We start from the raw sequence: 23828 nt of genomic DNA, 5'->3' as shown, positions 1-23828 counted from the left end.
GTAAGGACGGTTCTAACCGTCCTTACCACTCACGAGGCCCAAAGATCAGCGCGCGACAGAAGACTCAGCCGCGATCTTCCCCAGCAGTTCCGTGAGCCGCTGCCGCAGCGTCGCCGGATCCGCGGGCGCGACGGTGATCCAGTCCCGTCCGTCGGAACCGCGGCTGGCCTGGGTGAAGTACCGGCCGGACTGCGTGTCGAACCAGCTCAGCACCGAAGACCGGCTCCGCGTGCCGTGTTTGCTGCGCGCGTTGGCGCCGAACTGGCCGCCGCGAAGCCGCGGCTGCGCCTGGAGCCTCGACAGGGCCTTGCGGTCCTCGTCGGACGTCGCCGAACCGTCGACCTGCGGCTGACGACGCTGGAGGAAGTCCGCTCCCGAAGCACCGACGAGCCCGTCCAGCGGCAGGGTGATCGACTTCTCCGTGCCGCGCGAACCCGGCGGCAGGAGGGAGACGATCGCGCTCGCGAGACCGTCCGGGGCGATCGGGTGGAAATGGAAACCGCGCGGATCCTGCACCGTCAGCAGGCCCTGGCCGCCGAGCAGCGACGCGACCGCGAGCAGCGGTTCGGTGTTGGGATTGTTGAGCTGGACGCAGTCCAGGCTCAGGTCCGGCCTCGCGAGGACACCGAAGTAGTCCTCGATATGCGGCTCGGGGCGTCCTCGCTCGTCGGCGAGACGACGCTGGTTCAGCGACTGGAGCGTCTGCGTCCGCAGGGCGGCGCGCTCGTCCATGGTCGCCCCGTGCGAGCGGAGCCGCAGCGGGTACGGCAGCTCACCGGCGTTCGCGGTCTCCCACAGGAAGTCCAGCTCGACCGGGGTGAGCAGGTCACCGTTCGCCATCTTCCGCCCCCAAACAAGTCAGCGGGCGCGCGGCCGGATCGGCCGCGCGCCCGGTGAAAACCGCTCTAGCGTTCGTCGTCTTCGGTCCACGCGCCGATGACCGGCGGCGGGGTCGCCTCGTTGGCGCCGAAGGCGTCGTCCGGGTCCGGCTCGATGAGGAACGACGCGTGCGTGTGCTCCTCTTCCTGGTCGGCCTGCGCACCCGCGCCCATACCGCCGCCCATGCCCATGCCGCCGCCGTGCATCGGCGGGGTGGCGCCGCCACCGATGGTGCCGCTGGAGGACACGATGCCCTGCTGCGGAACGGCCTGGGACGCCGCGCTCTGCGCAGGCCCGCCCTTCTCGGTGGCCGCCGCGTCGGTGCTGTCGGTGTCCTTGGCGCCGGACTTGTTGCCCTGGCCGAGTGCCTTGGCGCCCGCGTAGCCGAGAGCGCCGCCGAGCCCGGCCGCGGTGAGGGCCTGGCCGAGCCCGTTGCCGCCGCTCGCCGGGGCGTGCGGGGTCATCGGGGCACCGGCGCCGGAAGCGACACCGGCACCCGGCGCGACACCGGCGGCCGGGACGTTCGCGGCGGGGCTGTAGCCGGCCTGCGAGAACACGCCCGAGTCCGGACCGACGTGGACCGGAGCCGCGCCGCCGCCCTGCGCGCCGCCGTAGCCGTGCGTGCCGGCGAAGACGGGAGTGCCGGAGACGGCGCCGGAGTTGAGGCCTCCGCCGCCGATGTTGCCGACGCCGCTGAACGAAGCGCTGTTGTGCGTCGCGGTCGGCTTCATGCCGAGGGATTCGGGGCCGAAGCTCGGGGTCGAGCTGTCGACCTCGCTCATCTCCTTGGTGTAGGCCTCGAGGAACCTGGCCTGCTCCGCCCGCACTTCCTTGTCCTGGTCGGCGAGGGGCTTCTGGTCGGTGATCATGCCGATCGGGCCCGCCGCCAGCGCCTGGCCCATGGCCTTCTCGGGGCTGTAGTCGGTCGGCTTCGGCATGAGCTTGACCTTGGTGGCCGCGTCGGCCTGCTTCTGCAGCCTGTCCGCCATCGTGTGCGCGGCCTCGGAGGCCTGCGAACCCGAGTTCGCGATGGCGACCAGCGAACCCTGCGCGGCCGCGGCGCCCTGTCCGATCCAGGCGGCGCCCAGTTCGGAGATCGCGTTGTAGAGGTCGTTCGACGCCTGGCTCAGCTTGCTGCCGTGCGAGCCCCACGACTGGCTGATGGCGGTCGCCGTGCTGGGGTCGTTGCCGATGTTGGCCTGGTTCCACAGGTCCTGGCTGCTCGGCGCGCTCTCCCAGTTCGGCGGGTTCGTGATGGCGCGGTCGGCGCCGATGTCGAACCCGTCGGAACGGCCGCGCGCGGACGAAACGATGTTCGCGGCTTCGGTGTTGTCGCCGAGCTGGACCGGCGTGCCGCTGGTGTTGCTCTCGCCGTAAGAGTCGGCGCTGTGCTTCGGTGGCATGGCTTTCTGACTCCCCCTCAGACGTTACGGAACGGCTCGGCCGCGGCCTGGTCGATCTCGTGGTAGCGGGCCATCGCGGTCACGATGCCGGACTCGGCGGCCTCGTACTGCTGGTAAAGGTTCTGGAGGGCGGCCGTGTAGGAGTCGCCGCCACCGTCGGCACGGTTCGCGACCTTGGCCGCGATCGCGTTGCCGACGGGGTTGTTGCCCAGCTTCGGCGCCTGCCCGAGGTCGCCGGCATTGCGGAGCAGTGCCTCGACGGCGTCCTTGCCGGTGCGGATCTTGTTCAGTGCGGTCTGGGCCGCGTCCGGGTCGATCCCGACCTGCCCCTGAGCCGCGGCGTTCTTGAACGCGTTCGCGTCCGCCAGGCTGCTGTTCCCCATCTGAGCTCTCTCCGTTTCCCCCGGGCCAGGCCACGACGGCTGCGTGGCAAAGGTCTTCGCATAGGTTAACGCACTCGATCGCAGCCTATGACGCGTTCCGCGTGCTCAGGGTTCCGTATTTCCGCACACCCGGGCAAGCGGTTCTCAGGACGTGTAGACGTGCGGATCCAGGGTTCCGATGTAGGGCAGGTCCCGGTAACGCTCCGCGTAGTCGAGGCCGTATCCGACTACGAATTCGTTGGGAATGTCGAAGCCGATGTACTTGACCGGTACGTCGACCTTGACCGCCTCCGGCTTGCGCAGGAGCGAGACGACCTCCAGCGAAGCCGGGTTCCGGCTGGCGAGGTTCTTCAGCAGCCAGGACAGCGTCAGCCCGGAGTCGACGATGTCCTCGACGATGAGCACGTCGCGGCCGGCGATGTCGCGGTCGAGGTCCTTGAGGATCCGCACCACGCCGGACGACGACGTCGCCGAGCCGTAGGAGGACACCGCCATGAACTCGAGCTGGGAGGGAAGGGGGAGCGCCCTGGCGAAGTCGGTCATGAACATCACCGCGCCCTTGAGCACGCCGACGAGCAGGAGGTCTCCCTGCCCGGAGCCGGGGCCGTCGGCCGGGTAGTCCGCGGCGACCTTGGCCGCCAGCTCGGCGATCTTGTCGTTGATCTGCTGCTCGGTGACGAGCACGGAGGCGATCTCGCCTTCGTACACGGGACGATCCCCTCTAGGTGGTGGACTGGGGTGCTTCGGCTGAGCCTGTTCGCGGAGCCGGGTCGTGTCGATGAATGGTCACGATACGCGTGAACCCGCACGGCCGGAGGCCCCGCTATCGCGGTGGCAGGACGCCCGATCCACCTCCAGGAGGTGGATGACCAGGCAGCGTCCTGCCGACGTCGATCGCGGACGCGGGTTCACCCGATCGACACCGTGAGCCTGCCATGCGCCCGCGCGGCCACCAAGTCGCCGGGTAGCCAGACCCCGCCCTGACCCCGCCAGTTCCCCACCAGCGCGTCGACCGAACGCAGGTGGGCGTCGGTGAGTTCGCGGACGCCGGAGTCCAGCAGCCACCTGCGGAGGACGCGTCGCCGCAGCGCGGGCGGTTCGGTGGCGAGCACCGCGACATCGAGCCCTTCGCCGGTGAAGGCGCGCAGGTGGACCTCGTCCGCAAGTGTGTCCAACGCCTCGGCGTCCTCGCGCAGTTGCGCCGCCGTGCGGGCGAGCGACGCCGCGACGCCGCCGGACAGCACATCCTCCAGGAGGGGCAGTACTTCGGTCCGTAACCGGACACGGGTGAAGCGCGGGTCTTCGTTGTGCGGGTCCTGCCACGGGTCGACGCCGAGCGCCCGGCACGCCTGCCGGGTGGTGGCGCGGGTGACGCCGAGCAGCGGCCGCCCCCACGGCGGGTCGTGCGGCCGCATCCCGGCCAGTGAGCGCGGTCCGGAACCCCGGCCGAGGCCGAGCAGGACCGTTTCGGCCTGGTCGTCGAGGGTGTGGCCGAGCAGGACGAGGCCGTGCCCGTCGGGGAGCGCCGAGCGCAAGGCGCCGTAGCGGGCCCGCCGGGCCGCCGCTTCCGGTCCGCCCGCGCCCTCGACGCGCACCTTCAGGACTTCGGCCGTATCGGCGCCCAGTTCCCGCGCCGTGTCCGCGGCCCGGGCGGCGGTTTCGGCGGAACCGTCCTGGAGGCCGTGGTCGACGACGAGCGCCCGCACCTTCAACCCGGCGCGCGATCCGGCGAACGCCGCCGCTTCGGCCAGCGCCAAGGAGTCCGCGCCGCCGGAGACCGCGACGTACACCTGGTCGCGCGGACTTGCCGACGCGAGGAAGTCCCGCACGGCCGTCCGCACGGCCGCGATCGCCGGATCCGGCCCGCTCACCCGTGCAGGCGCCGCACCCAGGCCGCCGGATCGGTGATCTCGGCCCTGGTCGGCAACGTGTTCGGCGAAGTCCACACCGCGTTGAAGCCTTCCATCCCGACGGCCTCGACGACGTGCTTGGTGAATTTCGCGCCCTGTTCGTACTGGCGCAGCTTCGCGTCCACGCCGAGGAGAGCGCGCAGCACCCGATCGATCAGGCCGCCGCCCTTGCGCCGGGCGGTGAACCGCGAACGGATCAGCTCGACACTCGGCACGACCTGCGGACCGACCGCGTCCATCACGAAGTCGGCGTGCCCCTCCAGCAGGGTGGACAGGGCCAGCAACCGGTCGAACACCGCTCGTTCGCTCGGCGACTGCAGGAGTTCGGCGAGCCCGGCGCCGCCCGCCTTGCCCTTGCCGATCTGCTTGATGGTGTCCGGCAGGCGGCCGACCAGATCGCTCAGGCCGTCCGCGTCCCGGCCGGCGAGCCCGCCGATCAGGCGCTCGACCTCGTCGGCGAAGTAGTCGCGCAGCCAGGTGACCGCGGTGAACTGCAACCGGTGGGTGCATTCGTGCAGGCAGACCCACAGGCGGAAGTCGTGCCCCGGCACGTCCATCGCGCGCTGGGCGGCGACCACGTTCGGCGCGACGAGCACCAGCCGCCCGGCTCGGTCCGGCCCGCCGAACGGGTCGTACTGGCCGAGCACGCGGGAAGCCAGGAAAGCGAGCACCAGTCCGGTCTGGACGCCGGCGCCCCCGGCCAGCACGGGAGCCAGCGGGCCGCCCTGGGCTTCCGGCAGCGCGCGACCGGTGAGCGCGTCGAGCCCCGCGGCGGCCGAACGGACCCAGCCGGGTCTGTCGACGACCTCGGCGGGCAGCAGCGGCAGATCGAGGCCGAGCCCGGTCAGCTCGCGGACGTGCCCCTCCGCCTCGCCGGTCAGGTCACGGAGATCGGCGACGGCTTCTTCGGCCTCTTCGCGGTCGACCACCGGACCGCCGCGCACCAGGAGGGCGCCCGTCGAGGCGGCCAGGGACCAGTCGACCATCGAACGTGTCTTGGTCGGCGTTTCCTCAGTCACTCTTATGACGCTACCCGCTGGAAGACCGGTTTCCGTCCCGACTTCCTCACGCTCCGGTTCCGGTCGCTCACCGGCAGCCGCACTTGTGCAGAGTGGCCGCGACGACGTCGAGCGCCGCCCTGCCCTTGTTCTGGTCCGAACCGGACGACATCAGCGCGAACACCAGCATCCGGCCGTCGGTGTCCAGCACCACACCGGCCAGGGTGTTCACGCCGGACAGCGTCCCGGTCTTGCCGCGCACCCAGCCGCGGCCCGCGGCCGAAGCCGGGTCGCCGTAGCGCTTCTCCAGCGTCCCGCTGCCGCCCGCGACGGGGAGACCCGCCAGCAGGGGGCGCAGTTTGGGCGTCCTCGGATCCTTGCCGTCCGGCGCCGCCGCGACCGCGAGGATCTCGCTGAGCACCTTGGCGGGGATCTTGTTCTGGTCGGACAGTCCGCTGCCGTCGTTGATCTGTACGCCGGTGAGGTCGAATCCGGCCTGCTTGAGCACGTCCATCGTCGCGGTCGCGCCGCCGGTGAACGACGCCTCGGCACCCTTCGCGAGCGCGAGCTGGCGGGCGAGGACGTCGGCCATCAGGTTGTCCGAAAGCAGCATCAGCGAGTTGGCGAACTCCGCGAGCGGCTGGGACTTGACCTCGCCGAGCACCTTCGCGTCCTTCGGCGCCGTCGTCGTACCGCCTGCTTGGGCTTCGAGCTTGCCCGCGATCTTCTGGGTCAGCGCGGCCGCCGGGTTCGCGACGCGGGGCGAGTGGTCGTTCTTCGGGTCGGCGCGGCCGCCGTCGGCCATCACGGGGAGGACCGGCGCCATGTACGTGTTCCCGGCGGCGGTGTCTTCCGGGTCCCAGCCCTTCGCGGACGTCGGCCCCTTGAACAGGCTGATGTCCAGCTGGACCTTGGAGATCTTGCCGCCGACGGCCTTCTTGACCTGGGCGACGAGGTCGTCGACGTGGGCCGCGCCCGGGTACAGCGGCGAGTCCGTGCCCAGCGGCAATGAGGTCAGCGACGGGTCGCCGCCCGCGACGAGGACGACGGTGCCCGGCTCGGCACCCTGGACGATCTTCGTCGAGAACTGCGTCCCGTGGTCCATCGACAGCAGTGCGGCCGCGACGACGAGGATCTTCGTGGTCGACGCCGGGGTCAGCGGGGTGCCGGAGTTCTTGTCCCACAGGACTTCGCCGGACGCCGCGTCCACGACGGTGCCGGTGAGCGTGCCCAGGTCCGGCGAACCGGCGGGGCCCGCCAGCGCGGCCGCGAGACCTTCCTTCGTCGGCCCGGCGCCGTTGACGTCCGGCCCGTGCAGGACCCGAGTGACCCCGGCGGGTTTGGGGATCTCGCCCTTCGGCGCGTTCGGCGCCCAGGGCAGGCCGAGGCGGTTCGACACCTTCGGCATCGCGGCGGCACCGCCCATCCCGGCGAGCAGCAGGACGACGACCAGGGTCGTGATCAGCAGGGCCTTGCGTTTGCGCTTCGGCTTCGGCGCGGGCGCGGCCTCGGTCTCGGCGGCCGGGGGCTCCTGTGACGGCGGCTCGGGCCGCTGGATCCCGACGGTCGCTTCGGCGTCGAAGCGTTCTTCGGCGGGCTCGATGCGGACCGGGCGCGCGTGCATGGTCGCGGACGGGACCGGCGCAGGAGGCGGCGGCTCGACCCGCGTCTGCTCGGGACGGCGCGGCGGCTCCTGCCTCGGCTCGGGTCTCGCGAGCTCATGGTCACGCCGGTCGAACTGGTCCCAGTCCGGTTCGTCCGTTTGCCGCGGCTGGACGGGCTGGACGAAGACGGTCTTCGGCGCTTCGGGTTCCTTCGGCTCGACAGGCGTCACCGGTTCGAAGGCGGACCACTTCGGCGTCGGGGTCTCCGGAACGTCCGGTTCCTCGTCCACCTCGACGACCGGCTCGAACCAGGAGCCACTTTCGGGTGTGACCTTCGGCACTGACAGCTCTTCGGTCTTGCCGTTCGCCGTCCCCGACATGGGCAGCCAGATGGTGGCTTCGCCCTCCCCCTTGGCGCCCTTGGGCTCGGCGGATGAGGTGTCCTTGTCGTCCGACGGCCACCTCGGGGCATCGTTTTCCGGCACTCAACGCTCCTTCATCCACCGTCCGGGGAAGGGGCCAAGCTCACATACGACCACATCGATGCGACCGCCCGGGACCCCGTGGTCCACACTAGTGAAGACAAGACCATGAACTCGGTGAGCCGTCCGCGACGCCCGCGCGGACCAAAGATGAGAGCAGCGAGGTCGGCGTGGAATTCGACGTCACTATCGAAATCCCCAAGGGGGAGCGCAACAAGTACGAGGTGGACCACAAGACCGGTCGGATCAAACTCGACCGGACGCTGTTCACCGCCACGCAGTACCCCGCCGACTACGGGTTCATCGACGACACCCTCGGCCAGGACGGCGACCCGCTCGACGTGCTGGTGCTCGTCCAGGAGCCGACGTTCCCGGGCTGCCTGATCCGCTGCCGCGCGATCGGCATGTTCCGGATGACCGACGAGAAGGGCCCGGACGACAAGGTCCTCGCGGTGCCGACGAACGACCCGCGGCTCGAGCACCTGCGCGACATCCACCACCTGAACGAGTTCCACAAGCTCGAGATCCAGCACTTCTTCGAGGTGTACAAGGACCTGGAGCCGGGCAAGAGCGTCGAGGGGTCGACCTGGGTCGGCCGCTCCGAGGCCGAGGCCGAGATCAAGCGCTCGCTCGACCGCGAGACCGACCGGCTGGCCAAGGAGGCCATCGACGGTCCGGCGGCGCACTAGTCGCTTAAGTGCTGAAGGGCCCCTTCACCGCATCTCGTGCGGTGAAGGGGCCCTTCGCGTCTTCCGCGTTTAGTCGGCTAACTGCGGGGACCCGCTACACCGAGTAGCCCGGGATCGGGAACGGCGCCAGGAACTCGCGGATCTCGGCGGCGATGGTGTCCAAAGCGGACTGTTCCTCGCCCGCCGCCGCGGTGATCGTGCGGTCGATCCACTCGGCGACCTGCGTCTGGTGCTCCGGCTTGAGGCCGCGGGTGGTGATCGCGGAGGTGCCGAGCCGGATGCCGGACGGGTCGAACGGCTTGCGCGGGTCGAACGGCACGGTGTTGTAGTTCAGTTCGATACCGGCGCGGTCCAGCGCCTGCGCGGCCGGCTTGCCGGGCACGTTCTTGTTGGTCAGGTCGATCAGCAACAGGTGGTTGTCGGTGCCGCCGGACACGAGGTCGTAGCCACGCTCGGCCAGCGCCTCCGCCAGCGCCCGCGCGTTCGCGACGATCGTGTGCGCGTACTCGGCGAACTCCGGCTTCCGCGCCTCGCCCAGCGCGACCGCGATCGCGGCGGTCGTGTGGTTGTGCGGGCCGCCCTGCAGTCCGGGGAACACCGCCTTGTCGACGGCCTTCGCGTGATCGGCGTCGGAAAGGATCATCGCGCCGCGGGGGCCGCGCAGGGTCTTGTGCGTGGTCGTGGTGATGACCTGCGCGTGCCCGACGGGCGACGGGTGCGCGCCACCGGCGACCAGCCCGGCGATATGCGCGATGTCGGCGACCAGGACGGCGTCGACCTCACGGGCGATCTCCGCGAACGCCGGGAAGTCGATGGTGCGCGGGATCGCGGTGCCGCCCGCGAAGATCAGCTTCGGCCGGTGCTTCAGCGCGAGTTCGCGGACCTGGTCGAGGTCGACGCGGCCGGTCTCCTTACGGACGCCGTAGCGGATCGGGGTGAACCACTTGCCGGTCGCGGACACGCTCCAGCCGTGCGTGAGGTGGCCGCCGTCCGGCAGCGCCATGCCGAGCACGGTGTCGCCCGGCTGGGCGAACGCGAGGTACACCGCCAGGTTCGCCGGGGAGCCGGAGTACGGCTGGACGTTCGCGTGGTCGACGCCGAAGACGGCCTTCGCGCGCTCGATGGCGAGGCTCTCGACCTGGTCGATGAGCTGCTGGCCCTCGTAGTACCGCTTGCCTGCGTAGCCCTCGGAGTACTTGTTGGTGAGGACGGTACCCGTCGCCTCCAGTACGGCCTGGGAGACGTAGTTCTCGGACGCGATCAGGCGGATCTTGTCGTGCTGGCGTTTCGCCTCGTCCTCCACGAGCCCCGCGATCTGCGGGTCGGCGGCGGCGAGCGCGGAAAGTTCGGGCTGGTGTGTCATCGGACGTACTCCTGCCAGAGACGGCCGGACCCAGGCGCGCGGTACCGGCCTCGTCGTCGCTTCCCGGTGGTGCTCCACCTCAAATGGCGCCAGTCGCTGGTGCGGACCAGACTAGAGCACTCCGCTCGGGGCCGGCTCGGTGTGCGGACGATGCCCGGTACACCATCTGCGGCTGCATCCGGCCGTCCGATCGCAGAACGCCTGCGCGCAGACGGCACACCGTTTGAGCCGCCGCCAGCCGCCGAACGCGACCAGCTCCGCCAGCCCGGAGGCGCCCGCGACCAGGTCTCCGCAGCCGGGCCACGACGCCACCTGCACGAGACGCCAGCCGTTCGCGACTTCGACGAGCCGGGGCGCGGCGCCGGTCCCGGCGAGGATCCGGTTGAGCCGGCCGGCGGCGGCGTATTCGTCCGGCAGTGCCGAAACGACTTCGACGAGCGGCGGGTTTCCTTGCGCCAGCAGCCTTTCCGCGACCTCGAGGGCCGGGTCGAGGTCGCGGAAAGGCGGGACGATCAGATGCTTGCGCGTCACGGTTCTTCGATCGCGACGCCCATCGACCGGGCCGTGCCCGCGATCGTGCGCATGGCCGCCTCGATGTCGCCGGTGTTGAGGTCCGGCAGTTTCCGCTCGGCGATCCCGCGCAGCTGCTCCTGGGTCAGTTTCCCGGCGACCTCATGCCCTGGACGGCCGGAACCCTTGCCGCCCAACGCTTTCTTGATGAGGAACGACGCGGGCGGGGTCTTCAGCCGGAGTTCGAAGGAACGGTCCTCGAACACCGACACGACCACCGGGACGATGTCTCCGCGTTGCGCGGCGGTCGCCGCGTCGTAGGCCTTCTTGACCTCGACGAGGTTCACGCCGGTCTGCCCGAGCGTCTTCCCGAGGTCGACCACCGGCGCGTTGCCTGCCGTCAACTCGAGCGTCGCCTGGTGCGTCTTCTTCTTCGACTTCGGTGCCATGCGCCGAAGCTATGGTCTCCAGTTACTGGAGAGTCAATCGATCGGCTTGACGCTTTCCGCGTGACGGCGCGCCAGCTCCTGGTAGATCGCCGCGTTGTGCTCGACCCAGCCGCGGGCGGTGCCGTCGAGCGGGACGTGCTTCTTCGCCGGGCTGCCCATGGCGACCGTCTCCGGCGGGATGACCATCCCCGGCGTCACCGTGGCGCCGGCCGCGACCAGCGCCTTCGCGCCGATCTGCGCCTTGTCGAGCACGGTCGAGCCGTTCCCGATCAGTGCCTGCTCGCCGATCGTGCAGTCGTGCACGAGGCACTGGTGCCCGACGGTGACGTTCTTGCCGACCTCGGTCACGCCGCCGTTGACGTGGATGACCGAGTTGTCCTGGATGTTGGCGCCCTCGCGGATGAGGATCCTCCCGAAGTCGGCGCGCAGCACGGCGCCGTACCAGACGGAGGCGCCCTTCTCGACGACGACGTCGCCGATCAGGGTGGCGGTGGGGGCGATCCACGCTTCGGGATCCACCTGGGGACGGTGCCCCTCGAATTCGAACATCGGCATGCCCCGCACCCTATGCCGAAAGTCCGTGAAGGCCCCCTTCCCTACCTTGAGCGTAGGGAAGGGGGCCTTCACGGAACGTCGGAGATCAGCCGATGGCGGTGTTCAGCAGGAGGTCCACGGCCTTGTCGTTACGGGTGGTCTCCCGGACGATCACCTCGTCGGGCGGGTAGAAACCGGGGTTCGAACCCCGCGGGTACATCTCGAAGGTGAAGCTCAGGATCTTGTGGGTGCCCCACATCCAGTCGTCGATCGTCCCGTCCGTGATGTACAGGTCGCTCGACTGCTGCGGCGTGTAGCCGTTGGTCGCCGCCAGCTGACGGCCCACCGTCTGGAACCGCTGCGCCTCCGCGGCGGTCATGCCGGGGGCGGTGTCGTTGTAGGTGAAGCCGAACGGCCACAGCACGAGCTCCGAGTAGGTGTGGAAGTCGATGCTCGCCTTGATCTGCTGGACGCCGCCGATCTTGCGCGAGTTGACGAAGTTGGACACCGCGCGGGTCTCGGGTGCGGAGAACGGCGACGGGCCGCGGTAGGTCTCGCTGGTCGTCGAGCCCGACGAACCGCCGCAGCAGCCCCAGTTGTAGGCCCAGTTGCGGTTGGGGTCGGTGCCGTTGCCCTGCCGGTTCTTGCGCCAGTACTTGTACCTGCCGCCGGAGATGTCGTACTCCGAGCCGTCCGGGTTGACGTTCGGGATCACGTAGATCTCGACGCTGTCGACGAAGCGTTTGATCGCCGGGTCGGTGGCGTAGCCCCGGGTGAACCGGTTCACGATCCGCAGGCACATCTCGGTGGTGAGGTGCTCGCGGGCGTGCTGGTTGCAGGTGAAGAGGACTTCGGGCTCGTTCTCGTCCGTGGCGACGTTGTCGCTGATCTTGAGCATGTTCAGCGCGCGGCCCTGGTACGAGTTGCCGACGCTGCTCAGGCGCGCGATCGACCCGAAGCTCGACTGGGCGTTGCGCAGTTCGGTCGTGACCTCGGCGTAGTTGTGGTAGCCGGAGTCCGACGGCGGGAAATCGTTGATCGCGTTGGTGCCGACGGTCTCCGACCGGTCGACGACGCCGCGCTGCTCGACCCGGTAGCCGAGCGAACGGATCTTCGCCGCGTCGCGCGCCTCGCCGATGAACGTGGTCGTGCCGCCGGCCGAGCCGAGGACGTCGACGCCGAGCCGGGAGATCTGGGTGCGCTGCTGCGAAGTCCCGGTCCCGAAGACCTCGTAGATCTGCACCTGCGCGTCCTCGGCCTGCGGGTCCGCGGTCGCCGGACTCGCGGCGACCGGGATGGTGAACGCCGCGACGGCCGCGATCGCCACGGCCATGCACCGTCTTATGCGCATCGTCGTCTCCTAGCTCTCAGGCAGGGAAGGGGAACCTCACCATGACCGGAGCGGCAGGAGCGAACAATCCGTAACGGTACGGATCTAATGCGTATTTCTAGCCGTAGTTCGCGAAACAGAGAGCTTCGATGTCGCCACGCAGTGCGGCGAACGGCCGCCGCCGGACGCGCTGCTGGACGATCGCGCCGAGCAGGTAGGACAGCAGCGCCCGCGCCCGGGCCCGCGGATCTTCGACGTCGAGCGGGGCGAGCAGTTCCGCGAGCAGTTCGGTGATCGACGTCAGCATCACGTCGATGGCCTGAGGATGCTGCGCGCGGCCCGCGGCGATCCAGTATTCGAACCAGAGGAACGCGGCGTTCGGGCGGCCGGAGAACTCGCCGAGGAAGGCTTCGAGCGCGGCGAAGAGCCGCTCGTCCGGGTGATCGTGCTTCGCCGAAATTTTGCGCAAATCGGCGATGAACGTTGTGATGTGCGCCGCCATCGCGCGGTCGATCAGGACGTCGATATCCGCGAAGTAGTAATGAATCGCACTCTTCGTGAGCGGTCCCGCGTCCGCGATCGCACGCACGGTGCAGCCCGCGAGCCCGTCCCTGGCGAGCACGACACGCGCCGCTTCGACGATCTGCTCCTGTTTCTGCAGCTGATTGGGGGAGAGCCGCGCGCTGCGGCCGGGAACGGCGGTCACGAAGTTCCTTACACCAAGTAGTCAGGACGGGAGCCCTGAAGCTTAGGGCAACCGTCCTGGCCGATCACAGCGGGTGAAAAATCTAGGTGGCTAGCCGTCGATCCGTAGCGGACAATGCGCGACATGGTGACCTCAGGGGACAACGGGTTCAGCCCGGCCGCGCGGCGGCAGCTGGAGAAGGAACTCGCCGATCTGCGTGCGCAGCGCGACGCGATGGCGCCGCTCGTCGGTGAGCAGGAACGAACCGGCGACGCGGCAGACCAGGCGGAGGTGCTGGACCGCGCGGAGGCCGCCGCCTACCTCGACCGGCGCATCGCCGACGTCGCGGCGAAGCTCGAGCACGGCGGCCGGAACAGCAAGGGCCTGCTCCCCGACGGCACCACCGTCACCCTCAGGTTCGCCGACGGCGACGAGGACGAGCTCCACATCGTCACGATCCCCGGGGAGGACGCGGACGCCTCCACGGTCACCTCGGACAGCCCGCTGGGTCTCGCGCTCGTCGGCGCGAAGGAGGGCGACGAGATCACGTACCGGACGCCGCGTGGCGAGACCAGCGCCACCGTCGTCACGCTGAAGCCGCCTGCCTGACTCGTTCATGAGTGAAGGCCCCCTTCATGACCTGAAGGGGGCTTTCACGTGCGTTGTCGAGGGGACGGCGAAGGCGGCGCGTTGCGAAAGCCACTTTCGCAACGTTGAAGGTTGGGAAAGTGGCTTTCGCAACTTCAGCGGCCTCCCCAGGTCGTCTGGACGCATGTCGCGAAAGCCACCTTCGCGACACCCCAGCGCCGGCACCAGCGTCCGGCAAGTGCGTGAAGCGCCCCTTCACGCACCCGGACGGCACAACACCGGATTCGCCAGTTCCGCGCACGGCCGGTGCCCGTGCGACCGCACGATGTCCTTGCCGACCTGATTCGTCAGGTACCGCAGGAAGCTCGCGACGAGCGAATCGGCCTTCGGCTCGCCGAACGTGTACGCGTACTCGGTCTCCCAGAACGGGTACGCGGCGTGGATCGCGCCCTCCAGCGTCGCCTGGTGGCCGTCGATCCGCACCGGCAGCACGTCCTGGCGTTTCGTGGCCGCGCCCAGTTCGCTGTAACCCAGCGCACCCGGCACCCGCGACACCGCGTCGAGGACGTCGTTCGTGGACGGCTTCGCGCACCGCGTCACTCCCGGCTGGGCGCCCGGCGCCGGTTTGAGGCAGTCGTCGGAGTTGTCGCCGGGTTCCCGCTTGCCCGCCAGGAGCTGGGCCTCGAACGTCCTCCGCGTGCCGGAGTCGGAATGCCGGTCGACGAGCCGGACCGGCTGGTCCTTGCCGCCGATCTCCCGCCAGTTCGCGATCTTGCCGTCGTAGACGTCGCGGATCTGGGCGAGCGACAGGTCCTGGACGCCCGCGTCGGAGTTGATCACGAGCGTGAACAGCGAGAACGCGACCGGGCGAGGAAGCAGCTGAGGGTAGCCCTCGCCCTTGGCACCGTCGGAGAACGCCAGCGTGCCGTCGTTCGCCGCCTGATTCAGGCTCCCGAGCCCTTCGGCGCTCCCCCGGCTGTCGAAGACGAACGACGCGCCCGGGCAGGTCTTCGTGTACGAAGCGGTCGCTTCCTTCAGCACCGGAGCGAAGGCCGTCGACCCGGTGATCGTGAGCTTCCCGGACGCGCAGTCCAGCGGCGGCGGCTTCTCGTCGAAGAACAACGAACGGGTCAGCTGGAAGATGCTGACGACGACGAGGAAGAGGACCAGCGCCATCACCGAACCCGTCGGCCCGGTACGGCTCTTGGTCTCGCGGAGGCTGCCGCCCTTGATCTCGCCGATGACCCGAGGATCGTCGAAAGCGTCGGGCGAGCCGTTGGGAACACGGTCGAGCACGGCGAGGATCTTGTAGTGCGCGCCGCGGTTCAGCGGCACCCTCGGCAGGTCGATCACGCCGGCGGGCCGTTCGGGATTCTCGTCCCGCGCACCGAACCCGGAGTCGTCGCCGAAGCATTCGTGCAGATGCGGCGAGCTGAGCTCGGTCACCACCATCCCGGCCACGGTGCGGCCGGGGAACTTCACGCGGATGCCGACGGGGTCGTCCGCGTTGACCGCGTAGTCGTCGGTGTCGATGTCGGTGGTGCCGCTGTTCTCGATGCGCAGCAGCACGAACGACGGGTCGACGAGCCGCTCGCCGTTCTCGTGCTGCAGTTGCGCCAGCGCGTCGGCCGTCGGCGCGAACCCGCGTCCGGACGCCGTCGGGGTGTCCATCTGCACGCGGTAGCCGAGCCGTTTGCGGCCGACGAGTACGAACTCCCACGCCGAACGCGACGGCCGGGACGGCGATCCCGACCACCGCGAGCAGGACGTCCCAGGGAAAGCCTTCCAAGACACCAGCCTCCAGGTTCGGGGTATCGAACCTATGGCTCATCCCGGCGGGGGACGGCGGACTTCAGCCAGTGTTCACCGGCCGTCCGCGAAGGCGTAGTCACCGAGGTCGAAGAACCGGCTCGTCACCATGGTTTCCAGGGTGGGCGAGGCGCGGAAGGGCACGTCGCCGTTCGCGTCGAAGTAGTAGCTGTTGGCCAGTGAGCAGCTGTCCTGGAAGAACACCTGGTGCTTGCGGCGCTCCAGCATGCTCCGGAAGTACCGGTCGTTGGCCTCGCTCGTGACCTCGACGCGGGTCGCGCCGGTCTTCCGGGCGTTGCGCAGGCAGCGGACGATGTGCGCGGTCTGCGTCTCGATCAGGTTGAAGTACGACGAACCGTTGTAGCCGTACGGTCCGAGAATGGTGAAGAAGTTCGGGAAACCGGGGACGCTGACGCCCTGATAGGCCTGGAACCGGTTCTCCGCCCAGAACTTCTCCAGATCGGCGCCGCCCGCGCCGCGCACGGTGAAGGCGGGCATGTTGCCCTTCTCGAACACCTTGAACCCGGTCGCCAGCACCAGGACGTCGACCGGATGCTCGGTGCCGTCGGCGGTGCGCACGCCGGATTCGGTGATCGTGTCGATGCCCGTGGTCTCCAGCGTCACGTCGTCCCGGTTGAACGTCTGCAGGTACTCGTTGGAGAAGCTCGGCCGCTTGCAGCCCAAGGCATAGCGCGGCGTGAGCTTCTCCCTGGTCACCGGGTCCTTCACCGCGCGACGCAGATGCGCGCGCCCGATCCGCTCCCCCGCGCCCGCGGTCGGCAGGAGATTGTGGAAATGCGCGGCCAGCGGGAAGGTCACCTCGACGAGCGCCTGGCTGGCCAGCCGGGACACCAGTTTCGCGCCCGGCAGGCGCCGCAGCGCGAGCCGCGCCGGCCGCGGCAGGACGGCGTCGGGTTTGGGCAGGCACCAGATCGGCGTGCGCTGGAAGACCGTCAGATGCCCGGCCTCAGGCGCGATGGACGGGATCACCTGCACGGCCGAGGCCCCGGTGCCGACGACGGCGACGCGTTTGCCCCGCAGGTCGACGCCGTGGTCCCAGCGCGCGGTGTGCATGACCGTTCCGCGGAAGCCGTCCAGCCCGGCGATGTCCGGCGGTTTCGGCTGGGTGAGCACGCCGGTCGCGCCGACGACGAACCGGGCCGTCATCGACCAGCCTTCGACGGTTTCGAGGCGCCACAAATGTGTTTCGTCGTCGAAGGTCGCGGAAACGACCTTGCTGCCGAGACGCGTGCGGCGGCGGATGTCGTACTTGTCGACGCAGTAGTCGGCGTAGGCCTTCAGCTCGCGGCCGGGCGCGTAGACCCGCGACCAGCCGGAGATCTGCTCGAACGAGAACTGGTAGCTGAACGACGGGATGTCGACGGCGACACCGGGATAGGTGTTCCAATGCCAGGCGCCGCCGACGCCGTCGCCCTCCTCCAACATCAGGAAGTCTTCGAAACCGGCTCGGTGCAACAGGATCGCGGCACCGATACCGGAGAACCCCCCGCCGATGATCGCGATCTCGTGGTCCGGCGTCATGCGGGAAGTCCTTCCTTGGCGAACAGCGAACTCGCACCGAGCACGACGACGTCGGCCTGGTGCTCGATACCTTCGGCGGTGCGGATGCCGTCGGGTGCGAAGGCGTAGATCGGCCAGGTGATGAGCTTGCAGCCGGGCCGCCGTAACGCCCCGTAGTAGCCGAGACCCGGCGCCGTCCGGCGCGAGCCGAAGCGCCTGTCCGGCGTCAGGAGCCTGCGGATCCACGGGTCTTTCACCTGCCAGCGCAGGAAGACGCGGGCGACGGCGATGCCGAGCGCAGCCGGCCCCGGGACCGGCATCGGCACCACCCAGTCCGGTTCCTCCTGGAACACCTTCACCGCACGCGCGGTGGCCGCGACCTCGGGCACGATCTGCGCCGCCTCACGGCCGGGCGCGACCACGGCGACGCGCTGCCCGGAGAAGTCGTGCCCGAACCACTCGGTACCGCGCAGCACCTCGCCCCGGAATTCGCCGAGGCTCACGACGCGACCGGTTCGTGGGTGATCTCCTCGGTCCACGACTGCGGCTTTCCCAGCAGCCGCGCGGGGATCAGGCGGGTCACCTTCACCATCGGGTCGGCGAGCAGCCGGTGGTAGACGTGCGAGCGGTCGACGATCATCGCCGCCTGCGCCTTGAGCACGTGATACGCCGGGATGCGTTTGGTGAACTCGCCGCGGCCGCCGATGGTGGAGAACCGCTTCACCGCGTTGTACAGCTTCTTCTCCGGCAGGCCCATCGCGACGATGTTGTCCCGCATCTTGTTGATCAGCGGGACGAACACCACGATCAGGCCGAGGACGATCTGGGGTTTGAGCGAGCCGACGGATTCAGTGAGCAATTTGGTCGTGGAGCCGGCGCCGATCAGCTCCAGCACCTCGAAGTCGGCCGTGATGTGCCGGGCCTCGTCGGAGTTGATATGCCGGAACACCTGGTGGCACACCGGATCGGAGACCTCTTCGAGCAGGAACTTCACCAATGCGCCGTCCAGCGCGCATTCCAGCAGCGGGATGAGCGTGGCCAGCGCCGTCAGCGGAAGCGTGTCACCGTAGTCGTCGAGTACCTTGATGGCGAGCTTGACGTTGATGTTCGGCTCGGGCATCGAGCCGTGCTCGTCGAGCATGCCCCAGCGCTTCATCAACGCCAGTTCCGCGTTGGCGTGCTTCTGTTCCTCCGCGTGGAAGTAGCGGTAGATCTCCTGGATCACCGGGGTCGGCGCCTTCTTGGCCAGCGAGGCGAACCCGCGGGCGCCGACGTGCTCGATCCACACGAGGTCGGCCATGAACGGCCGCATCTTGGCGCGGAGCTCGTCGGTCATCGTCTCGGCGCCGGGGGCGTCCCAGTCGATGTCGGCCAGCGACCACTGCTTGTCCTTGATGGTCTGGAGCATCGCGGCGAAGTCGTAGGCCATCACTTCTCCTTTTCGGCGGGCAGGAACCGGCCGAGCAGACCGGCGATCCGCGTGTACGGGACGGGCACGAACCGCTTGGCGTGCCACAGAAGCTGGGCGTCCGGCTGCGGCACCACGTACAGGCGGCCGCGATCGTGGGCGTCGAGCGTCATCCTGGCGACGCGCTCCGGCGAGAACCCGACCACGTCGGAGACCCGCTGGGCGAGCCCGCGTGCCCCGTCTTCGATGAGCTCGCCGCCGAAGATGTTGGTGCGCACGAAGGTGGGGCACAGTACGGTGACCGCGACGCCGGTGCCGGACAGTTCGGCGGCCAGCGTTTCGGAAAGGCTGACGACGCCCGCCTTGCTCACGTTGTACGCGGCCATCCTCGGCGCGGCGGTGAAGCCCGCGGCCGAAGCGACGTTGATGACGCCGCCCGCCTTCGCCGCGCGCATGGCGGGGACGAAGGTGTGGCAGCCGTGGATCACGCCCCAGAGGTTCACGCCGAGCGTCCGTCGCCAATCGGGCAACGGGCTCTCCCCGACGAGTTTGCCGCCCGCGCCGATCCCGGCGTTGTTGACGACGAGGTCCGGATCGCGGCCGAACCAGGACCGTGCCTGGTTCGCCAGGTCGGCGACTTCGTCCACATCGGACACGTCGCAGGCGATGGCGACCGTGTTCTTGAGCATCTTCGCGGTTTCTTCGGCCGCTCCGAGGTCGATGTCCGCGCAGACGACCCGGCCGCCACGCCGGACCAGCTCGGCCGCGATCGCCCTGCCGATCCCGCTGCCCGCGCCCGTGACGACGGCGTGTGCTCCGTGGGTCCGTTTCGTCATGCCGCCCTCACGATCGCCGGAAGATTGCCGGTGAGGAAGCGGCAGGCGCGCTCCATCGCCGGTGCCGCCTCGGGAATGAAGCGGGTCAACGCCTGGAAGACGTGCATCTGGCCGGGGACCACTTCGAGTTCGCAGTCGGCCCCCGCGCGGCGCAGGGCCCTGGCCAGTTCGATGGCGTCCGCGGCGAGCATTTCCAGCCCGCCCGCCTGGATGATCGTCGGCGGGAACCCTTTGATGTCGTCGAAGGCGAACCGGAGCCGCGTCGAAGCGAGGTCCGCGTCCACTGTGTACAGACCGACCAGCCGCGCGGCCGCGGCGGCGGAGATCATCGGGTCCGGCCTCATGCGTTCTCTTTCGGCGGCCAGGGAGAACGTCACGTCGAACAGCGGAGAGAAGAGCGCCAGTGCGGCCGGTGGGTCTTTTCGTTCCCGGAGCAGCTGCGCGGCGAGGTCGACCGCGAGATGCCCGCCCGCGGAGTCACCCGCGACGAGGATGCGCCGGTATCCCTGGTCGAGCAGCCGGTCGTAGGCGGCGCGGACGTCGTCGGCGGCGCTCGGGAACCGATGACCGGGTGCGAGGCGATACTCGCAGGCGAAGACCGGCAGCCCGGTGCCTTCGGAAACCCGTGTGGTCAGCCCGCGATGGGTGCGCGGCGAGCAGAGCGCGTAACCGCTGCCGTGGACGTAGAGGACCACGGCGTTGCCCTCGGTCACCCCTGGCGCGCGGACCCACTCGCCGCGGATGCCCGGCTCGACGCGGCTTCCCTTCAACGGCGGCGAGGCCAGCCACAGACTGCTCGCGATGAAGGCGCGGGAGAACGCGACGCCCGCCCGGCTGGCCGGGATCGCGTTGGCGATCGGCCGCACGAAGGCGGACGTCAGCGCGGAGGCCAAACCGGCTCGCAGACCATTCTGCAGTCGCATGCCCTCAGAATGAATCTGAGGGCACCTGCTGTCAAGATGGAGGGGTGACCGCGTCCCGCCGCTACAGCGGCAAAACCGCCGACGAACGCCGCGCCGAACGACGGCTGGCGCTCCTCGGCGCCGCACTGGAGATCTGGCAGGAACAGGGCTGGGCGGCGGTCACCATGCGCGGCGTCTGCGCGCGGGCGAACCTGACCGACCGGTATTTCTACGAGAGCTTCACGAATCGCGACACGTTGCTCGCCACCGCTTGGGAACAGGTCCGCGACGAGACCCTGCGGATGGTCCTCGACGCCGTCGCCGCCCACATCGAGGAGCCCGCTCTGGACCAGCTCCGCGCCGCTGTCGACGTCGTCGTGCACCACGTGCAGGAGGAGCCCGCCCGCGCGCAGATCCTGTTCGGCGACCACGCGGGGAGCGCGGTGCTGGAGCAACTGCGGCGGCAGACCGTCCAGGAGACCACCGGCCTGCTGATCGAACTCGCGCGGCCGCATCTCAAGCCGGACGTGGACGAACTGGAGTTCCGGGTCAACGTCCTGCTGGGCATCGGCGGCTTCGTGGAGATCATGCTCGCGTGGCGCTCGGGCCTGCTCGACGCGGACGCGGACGCGCTCGTCGGCCACCTCACCGGAGTGGGCACTTCACTGTCGCGGATGTTCCTCAAGGGTGACACCAACGGGTGAACTTTCGGCGCGGGCTCTCCGCCGGGCCGGAAACGAGTCAGGGCCTCATCCGGAGTGTTCCGAATGAGGCCCTGACCTGCGGAGCCGCCTAGGGGAATCGAACCCCTGACCTATTCATTACGAGTGAATCGCTCTGGCCGACTGAGCTAAGGCGGCGGACATCGGGCTCGCACCCGATGACGGGGACAAGTGTAGCGGAGGCTTGAACGTCACCTTCCAGGGCCACCGTCGTTAGGGTCCTATGACGCCGGTCTCAGTCCCCCAAGATCGGCCCACCCCCACTGGAGGACCTGTTCATGCGGCAACGACTGCCCCGTGTGCTGGCGCTTCCGGCCGCCGCGGCCCTGCTTCTGCTGACCGCGGCCCCGGCGACCGCCCAGACGATCCCGACCACGCCGATCCCCGATCCGGCGAACCCGGGACAGCCGCCGATGTCGGCGCCGATCGGCCCGCAGCCACTGGGCAAGGCCGTCGGTGACGCCGGGGCGGCGCTCGGCGTGCTGCGGTTGCTGCCGAACGCGGTGCCGACCAGCGCCATCCTCCCCGGCGCCGGTGAGTTGCTGCCGAAGCAGTCCGCGCTCGAGGCCGGGATGGGTCTTTCCAGCGCGCAGGCCAACTCCGAGGCCTACCTGAACTACGAGAAGTCGATCGCGCAGTCGTCGCCGTTCGGCCTGTCCGCCGCGGGCAACGCGCCGCAGACGCCGGGCAGCCTCGTGCAGACGGCCCTGCCGGACAACCCGAAGCCGATCAGCGGCGGCCTCAACGCGCCCAAGAACCCGCTGTTCAACCTGGGCCTGCTCAACGGTGAGGCGCACGCGCGCTGGAGCCCGACGCTCGGGCCGTGCGTCGGCACGATCGCCGACTCGAGCACGTCGATCGCGAACCTCGCGCTGCTGCCGACCATCCCGAACATCCCGGGCGCCGACCAGCTGACCCAGGCCTCCGACCAGCTCAAGGCCGGCCTGTCCGCGCTCGGCCCGCTGGCGAACCTGGGCGGGCTGCTTTCGGGCACCAGCACCAACGCCGACGGCAAGGGCGCGGTACTGAGCCTGCCGAACACGCTGTCGTCGCGTTCGGTCGTGCGGCTGGTCGACATCCCCGGCTCGAAGAACAAGGCCGTCGAATCGACGTCGACGCTGCAGGCGGCCAACATCGAACTGTTGAAGGGCACGCCGCTCGGCCTGACGATCAAGGTCGCCAGCCAGCCGACGCTGCGGGTCACCTCGACCGGCGACAAGAAGACGTCGAAGGTCGAGTACACCGCGCCGGTGCTGCAAATCGTCCGCGGCGACAAGGTGCTGTTCACCCTCGACGCGAACAACCCGACCAAGGACATCCCGATCGGGATCCCGCTGCCGTCGCTCAAGCAGACCCCCGGCTTCGAGCAGCTGAAGAACGTGCCGGTCGTCGGCGGGCTCGCCGAGATGATGGACGGTGCCACCAAGCACCTTCCGGGTGGTGAGGCCGGCAACGGGCTCACCCTCGACCTCGGAGTGCTGAAGCTGTCGATCGCCGGGCTGAACCAGAAGTCGAGCGACATGACGTCGCCGTTCAAGGGTTTCCAGATGGGCGCCTCGGCGCGGCTGCTGGACCTGCAGATCCTGCCGACGACGGCGTTGCAGAAGGCACTGCCGCCGGATGCCGCCAAGAAGCTGCCTTCGTCGCTGGCCCAGGTCTCGCTCGGTGAGCAGATCGCCCGCGCGTACGCGCCGGCCGGCGGTGTCGAATGCGGGACGGCTCAGGCGCCCCCTGCCGGTAACAACGGTGGCGCGGCACCGAAGGGGCCGGTCAAGAACCTGGCCTACACCAGCGCGGCCTACGACACGGTGCCGATGTTCTGGACGGGTACGGCGATGCTGCTGCTCGGCGTGGTGCTCGTGGCGGCCATGCCGGGACGGCGACGGCTCGCGGTGGTTCCTGTTCCTGCCGAAGGGAAGAAGCCGTTCAAACCTTCGCCGCGTCCGCGGTCTCTGGACTCGGAGGATTAGACGGGGCGAGGAGGGTGATGGACGGTCCTTTCACGTTGAGTCCCGCGTGAGAGGACCGTCCATACCTCGATCGCTTTCAGAGGTCTCGCGCCTGCGGTCCGCTCGCTGCGCCCAATGTGGCATTGGGGTCACTGGACGTCCCCAATGCCACATTGGGCGCATCCACGCTGCTCCACGAATCCGAAGCGCCTTCACTTACCCACAGCACTTGTCCACAACCATCCCCACCTGTGGACAACTCCCGCGACCAGCCCTTTTCCCCCTCCACCCCCGGTAGACTGGACTCGGGGTCGCCCCCCTGGGACAATGCCACTTACTTAGCTGGCCGCTGGCTCTGGCTGTGTTGGTGTTGTTGCTGATTGTAACGGGGCGTGGGGTAGCGTTCCGTTGTGGGTGTGACGCGCGATTTGCGGGCGATGGTTAGTGATCACGAGCGTTTGACGGACGCCATTGGCATTGGTGTGCTGACTCGGCTCTTGGATCGTGACCTGGTCGATGAGGTGATCACTGCCGCCGACCGGCAGGAGAAGCGTGTCCGGTTATTGCCTGCACGGGTTGTTGTGTATTACGTGCTGGCGTTGTGTTTGTTCTTCGGCGATGGCTACGAAGAGGTCATGCGCAAACTGTCTCACGGGTTGCGAGCTGTTGGTTCCTGGCGGAAGGAATGGACTGTCCCGACGGTCGGTGCGATTTCGAAGGCGCGGATGCGGCTGGGCGAAGAGCCATTGCGGTTGTTGTTCGAACGGGTCGCCGTGCCGATGGCGAAACGATCCACGCCAGGCGCGTGGCTGCGCGGGTTTCGGGTTATGGCCGTTGACGGTGTGGTTTTCAATCTTCCGGATACCGAGGACAA

General features: G+C 69.1%; 24 protein-coding genes and 1 tRNA gene. 5 read left to right on the top strand and 20 right to left on the bottom strand.

Annotated features, from left to right (window positions below; all coding sequences use genetic code 11):
- Window positions 1–45: 45 nt before the first annotated feature.
- The 7 genes from ACZ3HL_RS06110 to dacB all read right to left on the bottom strand — a co-directional run bounded on the left by ACZ3HL_RS06110 (window position 46) and on the right by dacB (window position 7662).
- Complete coding sequence (locus ACZ3HL_RS06110) at window positions 46–840, bottom strand: ESX secretion-associated protein EspG (protein WP_465529173.1); 795 nt, start codon at window positions 838–840, stop codon at window positions 46–48.
- A gap of 65 nt (window positions 841–905) precedes the next feature.
- A complete protein-coding gene (locus ACZ3HL_RS06105) occupies window positions 906–2282 on the bottom strand; it encodes a WXG100 family type VII secretion target (RefSeq protein ID WP_465410488.1) in 1377 nt (458 codons plus the stop codon).
- Window positions 2283–2299: 17 nt separating this feature from the next.
- Complete coding sequence (locus ACZ3HL_RS06100; RefSeq protein WP_465410487.1) at window positions 2300–2665, bottom strand: hypothetical protein; 366 nt, start codon at window positions 2663–2665, stop codon at window positions 2300–2302.
- A gap of 144 nt (window positions 2666–2809) precedes the next feature.
- Complete coding sequence (hpt, locus tag ACZ3HL_RS06095; protein ID WP_093933323.1) at window positions 2810–3373, bottom strand: hypoxanthine phosphoribosyltransferase; 564 nt, start codon at window positions 3371–3373, stop codon at window positions 2810–2812.
- Window positions 3374–3573: 200 nt separating this feature from the next.
- Complete coding sequence (gene tilS, locus ACZ3HL_RS06090; protein ID WP_465410486.1) at window positions 3574–4536, bottom strand: tRNA lysidine(34) synthetase TilS; 963 nt, start codon at window positions 4534–4536, stop codon at window positions 3574–3576.
- Window positions 4533–5561, bottom strand: a complete 1029-nt coding sequence (locus ACZ3HL_RS06085; protein ID WP_465411197.1) for a zinc-dependent metalloprotease — start codon at window positions 5559–5561, stop codon at window positions 4533–4535. The genes tilS and ACZ3HL_RS06085 overlap by 4 nt, the downstream gene beginning before the upstream one ends.
- Before the next feature lie 100 nt (window positions 5562–5661).
- The gene (dacB, locus tag ACZ3HL_RS06080; RefSeq protein ID WP_465529171.1) at window positions 5662–7662 is read right to left on the bottom strand and encodes a D-alanyl-D-alanine carboxypeptidase/D-alanyl-D-alanine endopeptidase; all 2001 of its coding nucleotides are present in this window, start codon (window positions 7660–7662) and stop codon (window positions 5662–5664) included.
- Between the two features lie 167 nt (window positions 7663–7829).
- On the opposite strand from dacB, the gene ACZ3HL_RS06075 reads away from it, so the two are divergent.
- Window positions 7830–8348, top strand: a complete 519-nt coding sequence (locus ACZ3HL_RS06075; RefSeq protein WP_016337787.1) for an inorganic diphosphatase — start codon at window positions 7830–7832, stop codon at window positions 8346–8348.
- Window positions 8349–8442: 94 nt separating this feature from the next.
- Here the strand turns inward: ACZ3HL_RS06075 and ACZ3HL_RS06070 are convergent, their stop codons facing one another.
- The 6 genes from ACZ3HL_RS06070 to ACZ3HL_RS06045 all read right to left on the bottom strand — a co-directional run bounded on the left by ACZ3HL_RS06070 (window position 8443) and on the right by ACZ3HL_RS06045 (window position 13240).
- Window positions 8443–9711, bottom strand: coding sequence for a serine hydroxymethyltransferase (locus ACZ3HL_RS06070; protein ID WP_465529169.1), 1269 nt, complete (start codon window positions 9709–9711; stop codon window positions 8443–8445).
- 111 nt (window positions 9712–9822) lie between these two features.
- Window positions 9823–10242 carry a CGNR zinc finger domain-containing protein gene (locus ACZ3HL_RS06065; protein ID WP_465529167.1) on the bottom strand — a complete coding sequence of 140 codons (420 nt, stop codon included), beginning with the start codon at window positions 10240–10242 and terminating at the stop codon, window positions 9823–9825.
- Window positions 10239–10670: an uL11 family ribosomal protein gene (locus ACZ3HL_RS06060; protein ID WP_125797578.1), complete on the bottom strand. Its 432-nt coding sequence runs from the start codon at window positions 10668–10670 to the stop codon at window positions 10239–10241. Before ACZ3HL_RS06060 ends, ACZ3HL_RS06065 begins: the two co-directional genes overlap by 4 nt.
- A 33-nt stretch (window positions 10671–10703) precedes the next feature.
- Window positions 10704–11225 carry a gamma carbonic anhydrase family protein gene (locus ACZ3HL_RS06055; RefSeq protein WP_378445428.1) on the bottom strand — a complete coding sequence of 174 codons (522 nt, stop codon included), beginning with the start codon at window positions 11223–11225 and terminating at the stop codon, window positions 10704–10706.
- An 85-nt stretch (window positions 11226–11310) separates the two neighbouring features.
- Window positions 11311–12537: a M14 family metallopeptidase gene (locus ACZ3HL_RS06050; protein ID WP_465529989.1), complete on the bottom strand. Its 1227-nt coding sequence runs from the start codon at window positions 12535–12537 to the stop codon at window positions 11311–11313.
- Between the two features lie 115 nt (window positions 12538–12652).
- Window positions 12653–13240 carry a TetR/AcrR family transcriptional regulator gene (locus tag ACZ3HL_RS06045; RefSeq protein WP_465410482.1) on the bottom strand — a complete coding sequence of 196 codons (588 nt, stop codon included), beginning with the start codon at window positions 13238–13240 and terminating at the stop codon, window positions 12653–12655.
- A gap of 123 nt (window positions 13241–13363) precedes the next feature.
- Here ACZ3HL_RS06045 and ACZ3HL_RS06040 point away from each other — a divergent pair, with 123 nt between their 5' ends.
- Complete coding sequence (locus ACZ3HL_RS06040; RefSeq protein ID WP_034310019.1) at window positions 13364–13828, top strand: GreA/GreB family elongation factor; 465 nt, start codon at window positions 13364–13366, stop codon at window positions 13826–13828.
- Between the two features lie 234 nt (window positions 13829–14062).
- Here the strand turns inward: ACZ3HL_RS06040 and ACZ3HL_RS06035 are convergent, their stop codons facing one another.
- The 6 genes from ACZ3HL_RS06035 to ACZ3HL_RS06010 all read right to left on the bottom strand — a co-directional run bounded on the left by ACZ3HL_RS06035 (window position 14063) and on the right by ACZ3HL_RS06010 (window position 20304).
- The gene (locus ACZ3HL_RS06035; protein ID WP_465529165.1) at window positions 14063–15601 is read right to left on the bottom strand and encodes a PstS family phosphate ABC transporter substrate-binding protein; all 1539 of its coding nucleotides are present in this window, start codon (window positions 15599–15601) and stop codon (window positions 14063–14065) included.
- A 69-nt stretch (window positions 15602–15670) separates the two neighbouring features.
- A complete protein-coding gene (locus tag ACZ3HL_RS06030) occupies window positions 15671–17158 on the bottom strand; it encodes a flavin-containing monooxygenase (protein ID WP_465529163.1) in 1488 nt (495 codons plus the stop codon).
- Window positions 17155–17640 (bottom strand): NAD(P)/FAD-dependent oxidoreductase, encoded by a 486-nt coding sequence (locus tag ACZ3HL_RS06025; protein ID WP_465529161.1) that lies wholly within the window; start codon window positions 17638–17640, stop codon window positions 17155–17157. The genes ACZ3HL_RS06030 and ACZ3HL_RS06025 overlap by 4 nt, the downstream gene beginning before the upstream one ends.
- Entirely contained in the window at window positions 17637–18566 is a 930-nt protein-coding gene (locus tag ACZ3HL_RS06020; RefSeq protein WP_465529159.1) for a ferritin-like domain-containing protein, read from the bottom strand. Before ACZ3HL_RS06020 ends, ACZ3HL_RS06025 begins: the two co-directional genes overlap by 4 nt.
- On the bottom strand, window positions 18566–19381 hold the full coding sequence (locus tag ACZ3HL_RS06015; RefSeq protein ID WP_465410476.1) for an SDR family NAD(P)-dependent oxidoreductase: 816 nt from the start codon (window positions 19379–19381) through the stop codon (window positions 18566–18568). Before ACZ3HL_RS06015 ends, ACZ3HL_RS06020 begins: the two co-directional genes overlap by 1 nt.
- The gene (locus ACZ3HL_RS06010; protein WP_465529157.1) at window positions 19378–20304 is read right to left on the bottom strand and encodes an alpha/beta hydrolase; all 927 of its coding nucleotides are present in this window, start codon (window positions 20302–20304) and stop codon (window positions 19378–19380) included. The genes ACZ3HL_RS06015 and ACZ3HL_RS06010 overlap by 4 nt, the downstream gene beginning before the upstream one ends.
- Window positions 20305–20348: 44 nt before the next feature.
- Between ACZ3HL_RS06010 and ACZ3HL_RS06005 the strand changes: the two genes are divergently transcribed.
- Complete coding sequence (locus ACZ3HL_RS06005) at window positions 20349–20987, top strand: TetR/AcrR family transcriptional regulator (protein ID WP_465529155.1); 639 nt, start codon at window positions 20349–20351, stop codon at window positions 20985–20987.
- An 82-nt stretch (window positions 20988–21069) separates the two neighbouring features.
- On the opposite strand, the gene ACZ3HL_RS06000 is transcribed toward ACZ3HL_RS06005, so the two are convergent.
- Window positions 21070–21143 (bottom strand) — tRNA-Thr (locus ACZ3HL_RS06000).
- A gap of 140 nt (window positions 21144–21283) precedes the next feature.
- Here ACZ3HL_RS06000 and ACZ3HL_RS05995 point away from each other — a divergent pair.
- Entirely contained in the window at window positions 21284–22975 is a 1692-nt protein-coding gene (locus ACZ3HL_RS05995) for a hypothetical protein (protein ID WP_465529153.1), read from the top strand.
- Between the two features lie 389 nt (window positions 22976–23364).
- The coding region (locus ACZ3HL_RS05990; protein ID WP_465529151.1) for a transposase domain-containing protein at window positions 23365–23828 on the top strand (464 nt) is incomplete at its 3' end.

It is taken from the genome of Amycolatopsis sp. NPDC000009, from assembly GCF_055563465.1.
The sequence above is the reverse complement of the archived record's forward strand: the minus strand, read 5'-3'. Positions and strand labels throughout refer to the sequence as shown.